Source organism: Terribacillus sp. FSL K6-0262, from assembly GCF_037977385.1.
Lineage (GTDB): Bacteria > Bacillota > Bacilli > Bacillales > Amphibacillaceae > Terribacillus.
In genome coordinates this window covers 3,091,512-3,107,934 of sequence record NZ_CP150277.1, presented here as the reverse complement: position 1 = coordinate 3,107,934, position 16,423 = coordinate 3,091,512, and the positions used below count along the sequence as shown (strand labels likewise).

Annotated in this window: 15 protein-coding genes and 6 tRNA genes; 4 read left to right on the top strand and 17 right to left on the bottom strand. The window is 46.8% G+C overall.

Features of this window, described 5'->3' with window-relative positions; all coding sequences use genetic code 11:
• Positions 1–63: 63 nt before the first annotated feature.
• The 11 genes from MHI54_RS15935 to MHI54_RS15885 all read right to left on the bottom strand — a co-directional run bounded on the left by MHI54_RS15935 (position 64) and on the right by MHI54_RS15885 (position 7,445).
• Positions 64–2,136 carry a penicillin-binding protein 2 gene (locus MHI54_RS15935; RefSeq protein ID WP_095215422.1) on the bottom strand — a complete coding sequence of 691 codons (2,073 nt, stop codon included), beginning with the start codon at positions 2,134–2,136 and terminating at the stop codon, positions 64–66.
• 70 nt (positions 2,137–2,206) lie between these two features.
• Entirely contained in the window at positions 2,207–3,469 is a 1,263-nt protein-coding gene (locus tag MHI54_RS15930) for an MFS transporter (protein ID WP_095215423.1), read from the bottom strand.
• Positions 3,470–3,575: 106 nt separating this feature from the next.
• Entirely contained in the window at positions 3,576–4,187 is a 612-nt protein-coding gene (locus MHI54_RS15925) for a superoxide dismutase (RefSeq protein WP_095215424.1), read from the bottom strand.
• 173 nt (positions 4,188–4,360) lie between these two features.
• Positions 4,361–4,433, bottom strand: a tRNA-Phe gene (locus tag MHI54_RS15920).
• 6 nt (positions 4,434–4,439) lie between these two features.
• Positions 4,440–4,532, bottom strand: a tRNA-Ser gene (locus MHI54_RS15915).
• Positions 4,533–4,556: 24 nt separating this feature from the next.
• Positions 4,557–4,633: transfer RNA gene (locus MHI54_RS15910), tRNA-Ile, on the bottom strand.
• A 14-nt stretch (positions 4,634–4,647) separates the two neighbouring features.
• A tRNA-His gene (locus tag MHI54_RS15905) sits at positions 4,648–4,720 on the bottom strand.
• Between the two features lie 18 nt (positions 4,721–4,738).
• A tRNA-Met gene (locus tag MHI54_RS15900) sits at positions 4,739–4,815 on the bottom strand.
• 1 nt (position 4,816) lies between these two features.
• A tRNA-Asn gene (locus MHI54_RS15895) sits at positions 4,817–4,891 on the bottom strand.
• A 185-nt stretch (positions 4,892–5,076) separates the two neighbouring features.
• Positions 5,077–6,699 carry a Na/Pi cotransporter family protein gene (locus tag MHI54_RS15890; protein WP_095215427.1) on the bottom strand — a complete coding sequence of 541 codons (1,623 nt, stop codon included), beginning with the start codon at positions 6,697–6,699 and terminating at the stop codon, positions 5,077–5,079.
• A gap of 110 nt (positions 6,700–6,809) precedes the next feature.
• Positions 6,810–7,445: an NfeD family protein gene (locus tag MHI54_RS15885; RefSeq protein WP_340082012.1), complete on the bottom strand. Its 636-nt coding sequence runs from the start codon at positions 7,443–7,445 to the stop codon at positions 6,810–6,812.
• Between the two features lie 123 nt (positions 7,446–7,568).
• Here MHI54_RS15885 and MHI54_RS15880 point away from each other — a divergent pair, with 123 nt between their 5' ends.
• Together MHI54_RS15880 and ispG are read left to right on the top strand one after the other, a co-directional pair.
• Positions 7,569–7,919, top strand: a complete 351-nt coding sequence (locus MHI54_RS15880) for a LysM domain-containing protein (RefSeq protein WP_095215429.1) — start codon at positions 7,569–7,571, stop codon at positions 7,917–7,919.
• 116 nt (positions 7,920–8,035) lie between these two features.
• On the top strand, positions 8,036–9,145 hold the full coding sequence (gene ispG, locus MHI54_RS15875; RefSeq protein ID WP_095215430.1) for a flavodoxin-dependent (E)-4-hydroxy-3-methylbut-2-enyl-diphosphate synthase: 1,110 nt from the start codon (positions 8,036–8,038) through the stop codon (positions 9,143–9,145).
• 31 nt (positions 9,146–9,176) lie between these two features.
• Here ispG and MHI54_RS15870 read toward each other — a convergent pair whose 3' ends face one another.
• A complete protein-coding gene (locus tag MHI54_RS15870; RefSeq protein ID WP_095215431.1) occupies positions 9,177–9,500 on the bottom strand; it encodes a hypothetical protein in 324 nt (107 codons plus the stop codon).
• A gap of 119 nt (positions 9,501–9,619) precedes the next feature.
• On the opposite strand from MHI54_RS15870, the gene MHI54_RS15865 reads away from it, so the two are divergent.
• Positions 9,620–9,895, top strand: a complete 276-nt coding sequence (locus MHI54_RS15865) for a DUF2624 domain-containing protein (protein WP_095215432.1) — start codon at positions 9,620–9,622, stop codon at positions 9,893–9,895.
• A gap of 41 nt (positions 9,896–9,936) precedes the next feature.
• Here MHI54_RS15865 and MHI54_RS15860 read toward each other — a convergent pair whose 3' ends face one another.
• Both MHI54_RS15860 and MHI54_RS15855 read right to left on the bottom strand, forming a co-directional pair.
• Positions 9,937–10,824, bottom strand: a complete 888-nt coding sequence (locus MHI54_RS15860; RefSeq protein WP_095215433.1) for a deoxyribonuclease IV — start codon at positions 10,822–10,824, stop codon at positions 9,937–9,939.
• Between the two features lie 14 nt (positions 10,825–10,838).
• Positions 10,839–12,155, bottom strand: coding sequence for a DEAD/DEAH box helicase (locus MHI54_RS15855; protein WP_095215434.1), 1,317 nt, complete (start codon positions 12,153–12,155; stop codon positions 10,839–10,841).
• Positions 12,156–12,330: 175 nt separating this feature from the next.
• Here MHI54_RS15855 and MHI54_RS15850 point away from each other — a divergent pair, with 175 nt between their 5' ends.
• On the top strand, positions 12,331–13,278 hold the full coding sequence (locus tag MHI54_RS15850; RefSeq protein ID WP_095215435.1) for a 4-hydroxy-3-methylbut-2-enyl diphosphate reductase: 948 nt from the start codon (positions 12,331–12,333) through the stop codon (positions 13,276–13,278).
• 31 nt (positions 13,279–13,309) lie between these two features.
• On the opposite strand, the gene MHI54_RS15845 is transcribed toward MHI54_RS15850, so the two are convergent.
• The 3 genes from MHI54_RS15845 to rpoD all read right to left on the bottom strand — a co-directional run bounded on the left by MHI54_RS15845 (position 13,310) and on the right by rpoD (position 16,413).
• Positions 13,310–14,416 (bottom strand): Nif3-like dinuclear metal center hexameric protein, encoded by a 1,107-nt coding sequence (locus MHI54_RS15845; RefSeq protein WP_095215436.1) that lies wholly within the window; start codon positions 14,414–14,416, stop codon positions 13,310–13,312.
• Complete coding sequence (locus tag MHI54_RS15840; protein WP_095215437.1) at positions 14,409–15,119, bottom strand: tRNA (adenine(22)-N(1))-methyltransferase TrmK; 711 nt, start codon at positions 15,117–15,119, stop codon at positions 14,409–14,411. The genes MHI54_RS15845 and MHI54_RS15840 overlap by 8 nt, the downstream gene beginning before the upstream one ends.
• A 172-nt stretch (positions 15,120–15,291) precedes the next feature.
• Positions 15,292–16,413 carry an RNA polymerase sigma factor RpoD gene (rpoD, locus tag MHI54_RS15835; RefSeq protein WP_095215438.1) on the bottom strand — a complete coding sequence of 374 codons (1,122 nt, stop codon included), beginning with the start codon at positions 16,411–16,413 and terminating at the stop codon, positions 15,292–15,294.
• Between the last annotated feature and the right edge of the window lie 10 nt (positions 16,414–16,423).

Sequence of the window (16,423 nt, the reverse complement as noted above, 5' to 3'; positions counted from 1 at the left end):
ATGAATTTGTTGAAAAAAAAAGAACCACCCCATATTTTCGGGTGGTTCTTTGGGTAATATTGCTTATTCAGTTTCAGCTTTGTCTTCATCGTCTGGTGCTGTATGCTCATAATAATACTCGAGTGCGCGATTGGCGATGTTGTATGTGATAGGGTACTGTGAACCGCCATTGATGATGCCGAGGTTCGGTACCATGATGGCGAATGCAATATCCGGAGTCTCGTCATCGGCATAGCCGATCAAGGTCCAGTTCTCCAGTTCCGTGCCGTTGATGCTCGTCTGGGCAGTACCTGTTTTCCCGGCAATATTATACGTTTTCGCTTTTGCGCTCAAATGACTGTATGCAGTGCCTTTCGGTGTCTGGAATACCATCTTGAAACCTTGCTTGATTCGGTCGATCTGTTCGTCTGTAGCTGTGATCTTATTCAAGACTTCCGGCGCCTTCGTTTCCGCAAGAGGTCCAAGCTTATCTTGCTCATTGGATGGTTCATGTATTTCGCTGACGAAATGCGGTTTGATTCTGTATCCCCCGTTTGCGATGGTAGATATATATTGCGCCAATTGCATGGTCGTGTACGTATCAAACTGTCCAATGGAAAAGTCAAGCAGGTTACCGGCCTGACCCGTGGTGCCTACGTAACCAGTGGATTCTGAAGGCAGGTCGACACCTGTTTCGACTCCGAGCCCCACTTGATTATAATAGTTCCGAAGCTTCCTGAAAGCATCATGATCAAATGAAACACTTTGATTATACTTATAGTTATATTCTCCACCGAGTCTTAATGCCACGTTGAACATATACACGTTGGATGACATTTGAAGTGCCTGCAGATCATTGATTGTACCCATATTCTTATAGGAGCTTTTCAGCGGGGTACCTGCAATTTTCATCGGCGTATCATAGAATGTCTGTCCCATTTCCACGACGCCTTCCTGATACCCGGCAAGCAGTGTCGCGCCTTTGACGGTGGAACCAACGGCGTTGGCACTGAAGACAGTATTCATGTCGGCAGATTCATACTTTTTGTTTTCCCGGTCATAATGCTGTCCGCTGGCAGCATAAATTTCACCTGTGTTCGGGTTGAGCATCACGGCCATGGCATCCTCCAGATAACGGTTCGCACCCGGATGCTTGTTTATTGCAGCTTTCAGCTCTTCCCTGACGATCTTGTCAAGCTCTTTCTGGAAGTCCATATTGATGGACAGTTGAAGGTCCTGACCGCGCTGCCCTTCTGAAATGACCTCCTGGGAGACGATGTTGTTATTATTGTCCGTTACATATCGGACACGTTTTTTATCGCCTTTCAGGATGCTTTCATATTCCTTCTCCAGGCCGCTGGTGCCTATCCGGTCGTTCAACTGATAGTTGCGGGATTTATAATAATCCTCTTCTCCTTCGGGGATACCTGTCTTGATACCGCCGAGGATACCTTGAAGGGAACCGTCATAAGGATAATACCGCTCCCAGTCGGTGGCGACATTGATTCCGGACAGTTCTCCCATGTTTTCGGCAATCGTCGCATATTCCTCTTCGGTCACGCCTTCATTTTTGATTACATGCGGGACAAGCTCGGTCGCACTGTCCAGCTCTCGCTTGATGGCAATGATTTGTTTCGCCTTCTCATCATTCTCCAGCTCTTTGTAATCATCCTCTGTAATCTTGTCAAGGGTGGCTTCGTACACTTCGGAATCATCTAATGACTCTTTTTCAGAAGCAGTCAGCCGGCTGTCCGCTTCTTTTGTGTGCAATAGATACCAATATTCTTTGTACTCCCGCTCGGTGATTTTATCGATGGCTTTATCATTCATCTTTATGATGTCCGCAAGCTTGGTAGCTATCTCCAGCCGCTTCTCGGCAGAGTCCCCATTCTTTGGAGGGGTGTACGTGATCGAATATACCGGTTCATTCCCTACGATCACATTCCCTTCGCTATCATATATCATCCCGCGCGGAACAGAAATTTCAGCGATATCATTTGTCGTCTCTTCCAATACTGCCTGGTGTTCTTCCCCGTTTATGATTTGCACAACGCCCAGCTGCAAAACCAAAGCAGAGAACAGCAGGAAGACAATCGCAAACAAAACATTGAGACGGAAAGGAAGCAGTGCACGCTTTTTCTTCCTTTTTTTAGACATAATGTTCCCCCATTCTTACATACTGCTCCCATTATATCATCAACCACCCTCTGCTTCTACTAAATATATGTCAGCGGTTGTCGTCCCCTGCAATTTCATTCTTGGGAAGCTTCTTCACTGAAGCGGCTGGTGCAAAGCTTGTGATATGACGAGTAAAGAAATAGATGAAGAACGGCCCTGCCCCAAGAATGAACATCAGATACGGAATCGATGCCTCTGACCATATCCCGATACCTGCAAGCAATGCCGTGACAGAAATGATCCTTCCTATATTCGTGGCCGCATCACTCAGCACGATGTATTCCACCCGGAGCATAGCAGCATCCCTGGCTTTACCAATCACATCATAGGAGAGGGACAAATATGGTACGTACAATATCGGATAAAAAACACCGATGATTGCCGCATAAATCAGCAAGGTAGAAAAATTGAGCTCGATGAGCAGAAGCAGCACACTTAGGGAAAGTGCAATTCCGCTAAGGAAGATGGCCATCTTCCGCTGACGGCTTTTGATGTATCTCGTCGCTATATAATAGAAGATAAACGAAAAAGCGGAATAGACAAGATTGAATGTCCCAAGGGAAAGCTCGCTATTGGTCACGATGAAGACCCAGACAGAAATGATGAAAGTATAAATGCCTTCCCGCACACCTTGAAATACATGTGCCAACATGGTATTCTTCCATGCTGCATTACGTCTGATTTCCTTCCACGGCTGCTTCAAGCCGAATTTCCCTTCCGCTGGCCTTCTTTTGATACCTGCCGTACAGATGACAGCCATCAGGAAAAGAAAGAAGGAGACAGCGAATATCAGCGTATAACCATGGGAATTGTTCATCCTTGTGATGATATACCCGGCTACGAATGGACCGATCATACCCGTCAGGGATTGCAGCAATCCAGAAACCCCGTTGAAAAAATCACGCGTTTCTGGTTCGGTCACTTCAAATGTCAGCACAGAATAAGCCAGCCAGTACATGCCATACCCTATTCCAAGCACTGCACCCAGGAGAAGATTGTAAGAAGCTGCCTGCTCTCCCGTGAAAAGGACAAGCAGGAAAAACAGACTCAGGAAGAAAACCCCTATTCGAAGGATGATCACCCGATCGATCCGTTTCGCCCAACCGCCTGACAACGTGAATAGAATGGTTTGTGCAATGTAGATCGCCAAATTATACATGGCGATATTAATCAAATCATTCGTTTGTTTCCATAAGTAAATATTGACAAACGTATTCGACAGAAAGATACCGAGGGAGTAAAGGGCCCCGATCAAAAGCAGCATATGCAGCTCTTTCTTGGCAGAATCCGCGGTAAATAAATTCGGCTTCATATTGCCCGCCTCCTTTTACTGCTACTTAGTATCTGCTTACAAAAAAGAGATATGCACAAAAAAAGACACCAGCTAAAAAGCTGATGTCCCTCTTTATAATGATGCCTTATTTAGCTTCTCTGTAAAGACGCTCCACTTCATCCCAATTTACAACGTTCCAGAAAGCACTGATGTAATCCGGACGTTTGTTTTGGTATTTCAAGTAGTAAGCATGCTCCCATACGTCAAGGCCAAGAATCGGTGTTTTACCTTCCATGACAGGGTTATCTTGGTTAGGTGTGGAAACAATATCAACTTCACCGTTTTCCACTACCAGCCATGCCCAGCCAGAACCGAAACGGCCAGCTGCAGCTGCTGCAAATTCTTCTTTGAATTTATCGAATGTACCGTATTTGTTTGCAATGGCGCTAGCAACTTCTCCAGTTGGTTCGCCGCCGCCATTCGGGGAAAGAAGCTTCCAGAATAGGCTGTGGTTATAGTGACCGCCACCATTGTTGCGTACAGCTGTCTGTACATCGGAAGGAAGTTCGTTAACACCTGCAACAAGCTCTTCCAAGGATTTGCTTTCCAAGTCAGCTTTTCCAGCGATAGCGTCGTTAAGCTTTGTCACGTATGTGTTGTGATGTTTTGTGTGGTGGATGTTCATTGTTTCCTTATCGATATGAGGCTCAAGTGCGTCATATGCGTAAGGCAATTCCGGTAGTTCAAATTTAGCCATGATTATTCCTCCTTGAATGATATGTAGTCCAAAGGTGATTACCTTTTCGTAAAGCGTACCAAAGCTTGTCAGAAACGGCAAGCATTTTGCTTTAAGCCCCTGTATATTCTCCCCGGCCTTCTGCTTTTAAAACATAAAAAAACAGCAGTTCTGATGAACTGCTGTTTTCAGAGTGGCTCGGGACGGAATCGAACCGCCGACACACGGATTTTCAGTCCGTTGCTCTACCGACTGAGCTACCGAGCCATTTTATGGCGGAGGAAGAGGGATTCGAACCCCCGCGAGCCGTTAAGCCCCTGTCGGTTTTCAAGACCGATCCCTTCAGCCAAACTTGGGTATTCCTCCGCATTGCATATGAAATTCTTCAAATGGTGGACCCTGCAGGACTCGAACCTGCGACCGATCGGTTATGAGCCGATAGCTCTAACCAACTGAGCTAAGGGTCCAGTGATGTTTAAAGGGCGATTGATGGGGATCGAACCCACGAATGCCGGAGCCACAATCCGGTGCGTTAACCACTTCGCCACAACCGCCACGGGCTAAAATATATATGGTAGCGGCGGAGGGAATCGAACCCCCGACCTCACGGGTATGAACCGTACGCTCTAGCCAGCTGAGCTACACCGCCATGGCTCCACAGGCAGGATTCGAACCTGCGACCGATCGGTTAACAGCCGATAGCTCTACCACTGAGCTACTGTGGAATAATGTTAATAAGTAAGTTATGTATTAGCGACGATATATAATTTACCATGCTCCCGATAACTTGTCAATCGTTTTAACATAAATTTTTATTATGTTTTTTTGAACTCGTTAACTGACAGGAATACTATAGCATGTCTGCGGACAGCTTGGCAAGAAAAAAATAGACAGGGAGATATCTTCCTGTCTATTCCACCAGTATAAGCTGCGCAATATTCACGGCATGATCGCCTACACGTTCCAAATTACTTATGATATCAACGAATACGATTCCCGCAGAACCGGTACACTTTCCTTCATTGAGCCGGATGAGGTGCGACTTCCTGAAAGTTCGTTCCATATTGTCGATTTTATCTTCCTTTTGCAGGACTGCAAGTGCGGTTTCACGATCCTGCTTGTCCAATGCTTCTATGGCCTGTCTTACTGTCATGATTGTCAAATCGAACATACTATTCAATTCCTGCTGCGCTTCCTTCGTCAGTTTGATATTGCTTGAAATTTGAAAATCCACGAACTCGACGATATTTTCGAAATGATCTCCGATTCGCTCGATATCCCTGATGGCATCCAGGAGCGCTGCGTGCCTAGATCTTTCTTCCTCTGACAGCGTATTTGTGGAGATTTTAGATAAATAATCGGTGATTTCCCGATCCTTCCTATTTACTTCCTTCTCCAGCTGCATCGACAAATCCGCAAATTGCCTTTCGTGATTATTTGCATATGTACTGGCTTGCTCCAATCCATCCACTGCCAGCCTGCCCATATGGAGAACTTCCAGCTTCGCTTGCTCCAATGCGACGACCGGGGATTGCTGGATGAATAATGGATCAAGATGATTGGTCAGTGCCATCGGCTTTTCTTCTTCACCTGGTATCATTTTTGTTATGAACCAGACGAACAGACTTAGAAACGGCAGCACCAATAATGTATTGGCTATATTATAAAAGCCATGCGCGCTGGCAATAGTCAGTTTGTCATTCAGCTCGAATGTGTGCTGCATCCATGCTACGATATCGACAAATAATGGAAGAATCAACAAAAAAACGATCATTCCGATAGCATTGAACATCACATGACTCAGCGCCGCCCGCTTTGCCTGTACGGTAGTACCGATTGCTGCAAGCATTGCTGTCAAGGTCGTGCCTAGATTGTCTCCAAGTAAAACCGGCATGGCTCCGGTAAGATCAATACCATTCTGCGCGTATAGTTCTTGCAGGATAGCGACTGTCGCGCCACTGCTTTGCACCACGATGGTCGTGAAAGTCCCGATGGCGGCACCGGCTATCGGATTGCTGTGCATGCTCGCAGCCAAAGACTGGAAGGCCTCCATATCCAGGATTGGATGCAGTCCCTTTCCGATCAGAGTAAGTCCATAAAAAATACCTCCGGCCCCGAATAAGACCTTTCCGATTTGCTGCGCTCGCTGATTGACGAAGAAATAAATCAGGAATGCGCCCAGAGCCATGATCGGCAGTCCGAATTGAATCAGATTGATACCAATGAAAAATGCGGTCAATGTCGTCCCGATATTGGCCCCCATCAGGACAGAAACTGCCTGTCTCAATGTTAGATAACCTGCGTTCACCAGTCCGACAATGAGTATGCTTGTTGCGGTGCTGCTTTGAATGAGGACTGTTACGATAAGACCTGATAATACTCCGATCAGCGGATGAACCGTAAAGCGATGCATGGCAAGCTGCAGCTGCCTGCCATATGCCCGCTGCAATCCATCCCCCAAATAACGGATCGAAAAGAGAAACAGGCCCAAACCTCCGATAAATTCAAAGATGATAAATTCCCAATTAGACAATGCAAGCCTTCCTTCCCTTTCTGTGTTCCCTAATCCAATTATTGATTGTGTCAGGAGGCTTGTAAAGGTCTTGTATAGAAATTTACAATTTATTTAATAGAATTCTTTCTCTATTCTTTATTTTCTTCCGCTTGCTCCACCATGATCCGAGCACCGCTGACATTCGTCACTTTGATACGGCTGCCCCTATCCAGCCACTTTCCATCTGTGACAGCACTTAATTCACGGCCATCGACACGGACCGTGCCAGATGGGCGCATCGGTGTCACCGTTTCCCCTTCCTGTCCCACGAGCGCAGCATATGTCTCATTCATGGAATTATATCCTTTGTCGGAACTTAGCGTATCAAGCAAGGCTATCTTGCCCCACATATCCCTTTTCGGGAACGCTTTGAGAAAAATCATGGATCCCGCCGCTCCGACTATCACTCCGATGATCGCATAGATTCCCGCTGTCCAATTCGGTGCTGTGAATCCGACAGTAAGCAGCATCGTCAATAGGCCAATTACGCTGAGTGTCCCGTCATTAAGCAATTTCCCGTCAATGACAATCAGCAGCATGCCGATAAAATAGAGCGGAAGCATATACCATAAGCTCGATGGATCCAGATAACTGATAAAGTAAGTACTGATGAAGCCTGCCCCCAACAAGAAAAAGATTCCTTTGGCTTTAACGAGGATCTCCCCGATAAGAAACATTGTCCCAAGACCTGTCATAAAAACTGGGATCCAATTGTAATCCAGCATGTCCATACTCCTTTCTTCTACTATCTTTATACGTTCAAATCGACTTTTTGTTTCACTATAAAAGGTATTTCCCTCCCTCTGCCTAATACTTATCATAATAGTCCTGGATCGGAGGAAGGTCTTATGTGGAAACGGATGGGCATCTTTCTATTTTGCTGTGCTTTATTCATGAGTATATGGAAGGATCTGACGATCGGAAGTCCGATACCTGCTGTCCCCAAACAGGCAGAAACAAAAACAGAAGAACCCGGAGCCGATGAAAATCAAGGAACGCACCAGGAGACGTTTCAGCCCGTGCTGCTGCAGGTAAAACAAGGCGATACGCTTCTATCCGTAGCAAATGAGTTGAACAATAATGACTTGCGCGTTACGATGGAACAGGTGATCCGGGATTTCGAGGAACTGAATCCGGGAAAGGATCCGTATGCACTGGATGCAGGATCCGCCTATTATTTTCCCCATTATCTTAAATGAAGATTTTATTAAACTTGAGCCTAGTTACTTCTAATTTAACAGGATTAGCATTATAATGGGAAAATATAAGGATATATCCCTGTTTTCCTCGCGATAATCAAAGGAGCGATATATAAATGGCATTAATACACAGAAAAGACACCCGTCCGGTCAAAGTCGGGGACATTACGATCGGCGGTAAAAACGAGGTTGTCATTCAGTCCATGACAACAACAAAGACACATGACGTGGAAGCTACGGTAGCGGAAATACTGCGTCTTGAGGAAGCAGGCTGTCAAGTCGTGCGAGTTGCATGCCCTGACCAGCGTGCAGCCGAGGCGATTCCTGAAATCAAGAAACGTATAAACATTCCGCTGGTTGTAGATATTCATTTCAACTATAAATTGGCTCTGAAAGCGATCGAAGGCGGAGCGGACAAAATCCGGATCAACCCAGGCAACATCGGTAAACGGGAAAAGGTTGAGGCGGTCGTCAACGCAGCCAAAGCAAAAGGCATTCCGATTCGTATCGGTGTAAACGCTGGTTCATTGGAGCGTCACATCCTTGAAAAATACGGTTATCCGACTGCAGATGGCATGGTAGAGAGTGCCTTGCATCATATCAAGATCTTGGAAGAACTCGATTTCCATGACATCATCGTATCCCTTAAGGCATCCGATGTATCCTTGGCCATCGAAGCATATGAAAAAGCGGCAGAAGTGATCCCTTACCCGCTTCACCTTGGTATCACTGAATCAGGAACACTGTTTGCCGGTACAGTAAAAAGTGCTGCCGGTCTGGGCGCCATCCTAAGTAAAGGAATCGGAAGCACCATGCGGATTTCCCTTAGCGCGGATCCAGTGGAAGAAGTAAAAGTGGCACGCGAGCTGCTCAAAATATTCAATTTATCTTCCAATGCAGCGACATTGATTTCCTGCCCTACATGCGGACGCATCGAAATCGACTTGATCAGCATTGCGAATGAAGTGGAAGAGTATATCAGCACGATCAAGGCACCTATCAAAGTCGCCGTACTCGGATGTGCGGTCAACGGCCCTGGTGAAGCACGCGAAGCGGATATCGGCATCGCCGGTGCCCGCGGAGAAGGATTGCTGTTCCGCCACGGTGAAATCATTCGGAAAGTACCTGAAGAAACAATGGTCGAGGAATTGAAAGTCGAAATCGATAAGCTTGCTGAAGAATATTTTGCAAAACAAGCAAAAGAAAAAGAAGCAGCTGAAGCATAAGAAAGCTGACTCCGGATGGAGTCAGCTTTTTTTATACATATGGTGCTGTGAATAGCGATATGACAATTGCTAAAATGCTCACAATCAAGGCGATGTTTCCTAGCGTATCTGCGCCTCTTCTCTTCGCCAATACGCCGAAGACGATACCAGCTGCCCCGACAAGGATCGGTGCGAAAAAGAAAGCTGCAACAGATAAGATCAAGGCGATATAGCCGAATACCTTGCCAGAATCAGTCGCATGGTTTCCTTCTTCTTTTTCAGAACGCCGGTAGCCATCCTGCGCAGGAGATATCTCTGCTGATGTTTCCATATCACGCTTTGTCTTTACATCTTGATCGAATTGCTCCTTATCCATGTGAAACCTCCTTATCTGGGGTAAGGTATGGTTCTATTTTGTGTCATTTGGGCATAAACTAACCAGGTAGATAAAGGAATTCCTATGCTTCATCCACACCTTAGAGCTGGAGGTTTCCAATGAATTTCATCGTCCATAAACTCGTCCTTAATAAGCTGAAGAATTTGACTGTAGATGAGATCCTGGAGCAAAGCCGAGCATATCAAGTACCCCTTACGCCCTCACAGGCATCCCAAATCGTCCAATTTCTGCGTCAGAACAGATTAGATCCATTCAAAGAAAATGATCGGCTTCAGATGCTGAAGGCTCTCGCCCAAATCACCGATACACAAACCGCTCAAAAAACCCACCAAATATTCCTGCAGCTGGCGAAGGAACACGGCATCCAGCTGTAGAGAAACACCCCGGAAGCAATCGCTGCTTCCGGGGTGTTTTTTTACGCCATGATATGTTCTTTTAAGTTCGGATTGAAACTATTTGCCATCAGCATATCGATTTCATGTGCATAAGGTGCTTTTTTGTTCTTCTTGTCTTCCCCGACATAAGGTGTTTCCAAAATCTTAGGCAAATGCTGCAGCTGATCGTGATGGACGATATAACGCAGCGCATCGTAGCCGATATGGCCAAAACCAATGTTTTCGTGCCGGTCTTTTCGTGCTCCGCGTTCATTCTTGCTGTCATTGACATGGATCACTTTCAACCTGTCCAGGCCAATCACCCTGTCAAAATGATCCAATACTCCATCGAAATCGTTGACGATATCATAGCCTGCATCATGTGTGTGGCAAGTATCGAAGCAAATGGATAGCTTGTCATTATACGTAACGCCATCGATGATGCGCGCAAGTTCTTCAAAGTTCGATCCAACCTCAGATCCTTTTCCAGCCATCGTTTCCAATGCGATCTGGACATTCTGTTCTTTTTCCAGCACTTCGTTCAGACCTTCAATGATTTTCTGGATAGCAGCCGGGACTCCTTCCCCGACATGCGCACCGGGATGAAGCACGATCTGTTCCGCCCCGATAGCTTCTGTCCGTTCGATTTCACTGCGAAGGAAATTGACACCGAGCTCGAAAGTCTCCGGCTTGATTGTATTTCCGATATTGATGATATAAGGAGCATGCACGACGATGTCAGTGATTCCGTGCTCTTTCATATGCGCACGTCCTGCTTCGATGTTCAGCTCTTCGATCGCCTTTCTTCTTGTGTTCTGTGGTGCCCCAGTATAAATCATCATCGCATTGGCGCCATAGGAATACGCTTCCTCACTGGAACCCAATAGCATTTTCTTCCCGCTCATACTGACATGTGATCCGATTATCATATATCTCTTTCTCCTTACTTCCGCTTAAAACGATCTTTTCGGTCCAGCTTTTTCTTGATTTTATCTTTTTGATATTTCATTTTACGCTTATAGCCCGGTTTTACTTTCTTCGGCTTCCGCACTTGCTTCCATGCTTGGGATTCATTATCGGATTCCGTCTTTTTCCGCGTAACCCGCTCATTCCAAGCTTTTAGTTCCTTCCACTCTCCACCTGCAATGTCATAGGTCGTGAAGGCAAGACCCTTTTTGTCGAGCTTCTGGATCAGCTCCAGGTCATGATCATGATACAAGCTGATTGCAGTACCTTCCAATCCTGCACGCGCAGTCCGTCCGACGCGGTGTACATAGAAAGGCTCCTCTTTTGGCAGCTGCGCATTGATGACATGGCTGACACCCTTGATGTCGATGCCGCGTGCTGCCAAGTCGGTTGCAACCAGGTATTGGAACCGCAGCTCCTGGATATCCCGCAATACACGCTTTCGTTCCCTTGGCGTGAGTCCGCCGTGCAATAAGCCCACCTGCAGCCCTTTATCCGTCAATTCGGCTGCCAGGGCATTGGCGGCATCTTTTCCGTTTACAAAAATGATCGCCATATAGGGCTGGATGACACCAGCTATCTTCATGATCATCTCCGCTTCACTGCGGTGGCGCATCGGGATCAGGCGGTGTTCCATCGTCTCAGGAGATAGATGACCGCCGATTTCGAAGTGCTTCGGATTCTCCAGGTATTTTTTGAGGAATGGCTGCAGCCGCTCCGGAATTGTCGCTGAGAATACAAGCAGCTGTACATCCTGGCGCATCCGGGACAAAATCTGATCCACTTCTTTGATGAAACCAAGGTCCAGCATCAAATCTGCCTCATCGACGACGAAGCTCGCAGCAGGATACAGATCCAAAGCCTGCTCCTCCATCAAATCGAGGATTCGGCCCGGTGTACCGATGACGATCTGCGGCTGTGTCTTCAATTTCTCGATCGATCTCTTTTTGTCTGTGCCGCCAATGAACAGCTTGGTATGCCATTCGTGCTCTTTACCGGCGAGTTTGATGAAGTGGCGGGCTTCCTCATAAATCTGGATGGCCAGTTCCCGAGTTGGTGCCGTGACGACGAACTGTGCGTTCTGTTCGCCTTCCTTCAACTTGCTGAACAATGGAATCAAATAGGAATGCGTTTTACCAGATCCGGTATGGGACTGCCCAATGACGCTTTCCCCGCGCAGAACAGCCGGGATGACTTTTTCCTGGATCGGTGTTGGTTTGGCAAAGCCAAGTTTATCAATCGCTTCATTGACTGTCGGCTGAAGCGCATATTGTTTGAATTGATGATTTTTCATGTGTAACTCCTTTTGGTCATTCTCTTACTTTTTACATTATAGAGGACTTTGTCATATTTTGCACGATTGCATGCGGATAATAAACAATCTTTGTCATATTCCCTAATAGCCTTTATAATGGAGAAGACCCAGAAATAGATGTCCCGTGTAAACGGAGAAGGGGGAAACACAGCGAATGAACGTAATCAAAATAGCGCCGCGAGGTTACTGCTACGGTGTGGTGGATGCCATGGTGATAGCGCAGAATGCCGTAAGGGATGAGAACCTGCCCCGGCCGATCTACATTCTCGGCATGATCGTGCATAATGCGCATGTAACCAATGCATTCGAAACGGAAGGTGTCATCACACTCGATGGTTCGAACCGAATGGAGCTTTTAGAACAAATAGACAGCGGTACCGTAGTATTCACCGCACATGGTGTATCACCTGAAGTAAAACAGCGAGCTCATGAAAAAGGCCTGACAGTCCTTGATGCAACCTGCCCGGATGTGACCCGCACCCACGACTTGATCCGTGAAAAAGTGGCTGAGGGCTATGAAGTGGTCTATATCGGGAAAAAAGGCCATCCAGAGCCAGAAGGTGCGATGGGTGTCGCTCCCGGTAAGGTTCATCTCGTCCAGACGGAAGAAGACGTACAAGCACTCGAATTGGATGCTGAGAAGCTGATCGTGACGAACCAGACGACGATGAGCCAGTGGGATGTCTACGATGTCATGCAGCTTGTAAAAGAGAAATTCCCACAGACAGAGATGATACAGGAAATCTGCATGGCAACACAAGTACGCCAGGAAGCTGTCGCTGAACAAGCAAAGGATGCTGATTTGACATTGGTTGTCGGCGATCCGCGCAGCAACAACTCCAACCGCCTTGCACAGGTATCAGAAGAAATCGCTGGTACAAAGGCATACCGCATCGAAGATCTTTCCCAGCTGAAGCTGGAATGGCTGGAAGGTGTTGAAACGGTGGCTATCACTGCCGGCGCCTCCACTCCCACTCCTGTGACGAAGGAAGTCATCAATTTCATCGAGAAATTCGATCCGGCATCCAAGGAAGATGTGAAGCTGGAATTCAATGTGGATCCGAAGAAAATCCTTCCGAAAGTCAAAGTCAAAAAAGCATAAGGAAACCGAGTCCATGACGGACTCGGTTTTTTCATATGGCACGGAACGGATCCGTATTCACTTGAGATATAAATACAGGCACTTCTTTGAATGCAGCTTGCAAATAATCCGCTACCTTTTCCTTCATGATCTGTTCAGCATAATGGCCTGGATCGATCAGTTTCAGTCCTGCTTCCATTGCATCCTGTGTTTCATGGAATGTTAAATCCCCGGTGATATAGACATCAGCCTGTTTGAGGGCTTGGTTGATATAGTCCCTGCCGCTTCCTCCGAGTACAGCGACTGTTTCTACCGAAGCAGATGCATCCCCGATAAAACGTACATGCTGCACATCATACCGCTGTCTTACCTTTTCAGCCAGTTCACGCAATGTCATCGGTGACGGCAGTTTACCGATTCGGCCCAAGCCATAAACTTTCCCTGTCTGCTCAACCGGATAAATATCGTATGCCACTTCTTCATACGGATGGGCTTTAATCATTGCATCCACCGCTTGTCTTACCTTCTCACTAGGTACCAGCACTTCGATTCGAACCTCTTCCACTTGCTCCAGCACCCCTGCCTGACCAATGAAAGGCTGTGCATCGTCCATAGGCTGGAAGTATCCGCTGCCTTGGGAAACAAAGCTGACTTTCTCATAATTCCCTATATTACCAGCTCCTCCTGCATGCAAGGCATCCTTCACTCTTTGCTCATGTGTCTTCGGGACAAAGACAATCAGTTTCTTGAAAGTCTGATTCCCTTCCGGCAGAAAGACCCTTTTTTGCATCAATTCCAAAGCATCCGCCAGCATATCATTGACACCGCCTTCGACCAGGTCCAGATTCGTATGGGCTGCATATACGGTGATGTCATGTTTCAGCAGCTTCTGGATGATGCGTCCTTTCGGTGTATCCGTATCCAGTTTTTTTGGCGGGGCAAACAATAAAGGGTGATGGGCAATGATCAAATTCACCCTGTTCCGTATCGCCTCATCCACAACAGCTTCGGTTACATCCAGTGTTGTCATGATACCAGTCACCAGGTTATCAAGCGTCCCTACCTGCAGACCGACATTATCCCAATCATATGCAAGCGATGACGGGCACCAAGATTCGAAATACTCGATAACGTCAGCAATCCGTATTTGTTCAGTCATCCAATTCCTCCTCAAGCCATGCCAGTTCTTTCTTAAAAGCTGCCAGCTTTATCTCATCGACATGCTGCGCTTGCTGCATATTCGCTACATTCCGCTCAAGCTTCCGCTTGTAATCCAGCCATTTCATACGAAAGGCTTGATTTTTCTCCTTCACTAATATCGGGCCGAGCAAAAGCTCCTTTTCGCGGATGGCTGCATCCTCATGATAAATATCCTTACCCTGCCTGACAGCGACCAACACTTCATAAACATGTCCAGCTTCTTCCAGGATCTGCTCTTTTTGCAGGACGAACCCATTAGCTTGGAACCATTTCCGAAGAACCCTGGCATCGATATTCGGCTGGACGATAAGCTGTTCGACACGGCCAAGCTTATCCTTCCCTTGTTCCAAAATCGAGGCAATCAGCGGGCCTCCCATCCCGGCAATGATGACCTGTTGCACTTCATCCTTTTCCACCACTGCCAGTCCGTCTCCTTTCCGGACATCGATACGGTCTTCCAATCCTTGCAGTTTCACCTGCTTTTGCGCACTGCGGAAAGGGCCTTCATTGATTTCCCCTGCTACCGCCAGGCTCGAAGGATCGTTCAGACATACATAACAAGGAAGATAAGCATGATCTGATCCGACATCGACGAAATGAGCGGATTCAGGCAGATGGGCAGCAACTGCCGAAAGCCGCTTTGATAATGATAAAACGTTCATTATATCCAACTCCTCTGTCAAATATACGTGTTTTTTGTAAAATATCCTCCCATACTTTTTGCCAGGAGAATTTGCATTCGCCTCTCAGTTTTTGTAAAATGTATGTATTCCTAAAGGCAATAAGAAAGCCCAGCCATATGCGGTACACGCATGATAGCTGAGCGCAGCCTTCTTATTCCAGGAAATCCTTCAAGCGTTTGCTCCGGCTTGGATGGCGAAGCTTACGCAATGCTTTGGCTTCGATTTGACGGATACGCTCCCTGGTGACGCCGAATACACGGCCGACTTCTTCCAGTGTTCTCGTTCTGCCGTCATCAAGTCCAAAACGCAGACGAAGGACATTTTCTTCCCGGTCAGTCAATGTATCCAATACATCCTCCAGCTGTTCTTTCAGCAATTCATATGCTGCATGATCAGATGGGGAGGTTGCTTCCTGGTCCTCAATGAAATCTCCAAGATGGGAATCATCTTCTTCCCCGATTGGTGTTTCAAGGGATACTGGTTCTTGTGCAATCTTCAGGATTTCCCGTACTTTTTCCGGTGTAAGATCCATTTCTTCACCGATTTCCTCAGGAGACGGTTCACGCCCTAAATCCTGCAGGAGCTGACGCTGCACACGGATCAACTTATTGATTGTTTCGACCATATGCACCGGGATACGGATCGTACGTGCTTGGTCGGCGATCGCACGTGTGATTGCCTGACGGATCCACCAAGTTGCATACGTACTGAATTTGAAACCTTTGCGGTAATCGAATTTCTCTACTGCTTTGATGAGACCCATATTACCTTCCTGGATCAAATCAAGGAATAACATACCGCGTCCGACATAGCGTTTCGCAATGCTGACAACAAGTCGAAGGTTCGCTTCCGCCAATCTCCGTTTCGCTACTTCATCGCCGGCTTCGATTCGTTCTGCAAGTTCGATTTCCTCTTTTGCAGACAATAAATCGACACGTCCGATTTCTTTCAAGTACATACGGACAGGGTCATTGATCTTGATGCCGAGCGGCACACTCAAATCATTCAAGTCAAATTCCTCTTCTTTTGCAATTTCCTTCATATTAGGGTCCTGATCGGATTCACCAATCACTTCCACACCTTGTTCGTTCAAGTGCTCATAGATTTCATCCATTTGATCGGAATCCAATTCGAAATTCGCAAGACGCTCGCTTACCTCTTCGTAAGCAAGGACTCCGCGCTTCTTACCCATTTCAACAAGGAGATCTTTTGCTTGCTCCAATGTCATTTCAGTATCATTCACTTTAGAACCTGCTGGCTTATTTTCCGCCATAAGTCCTCCT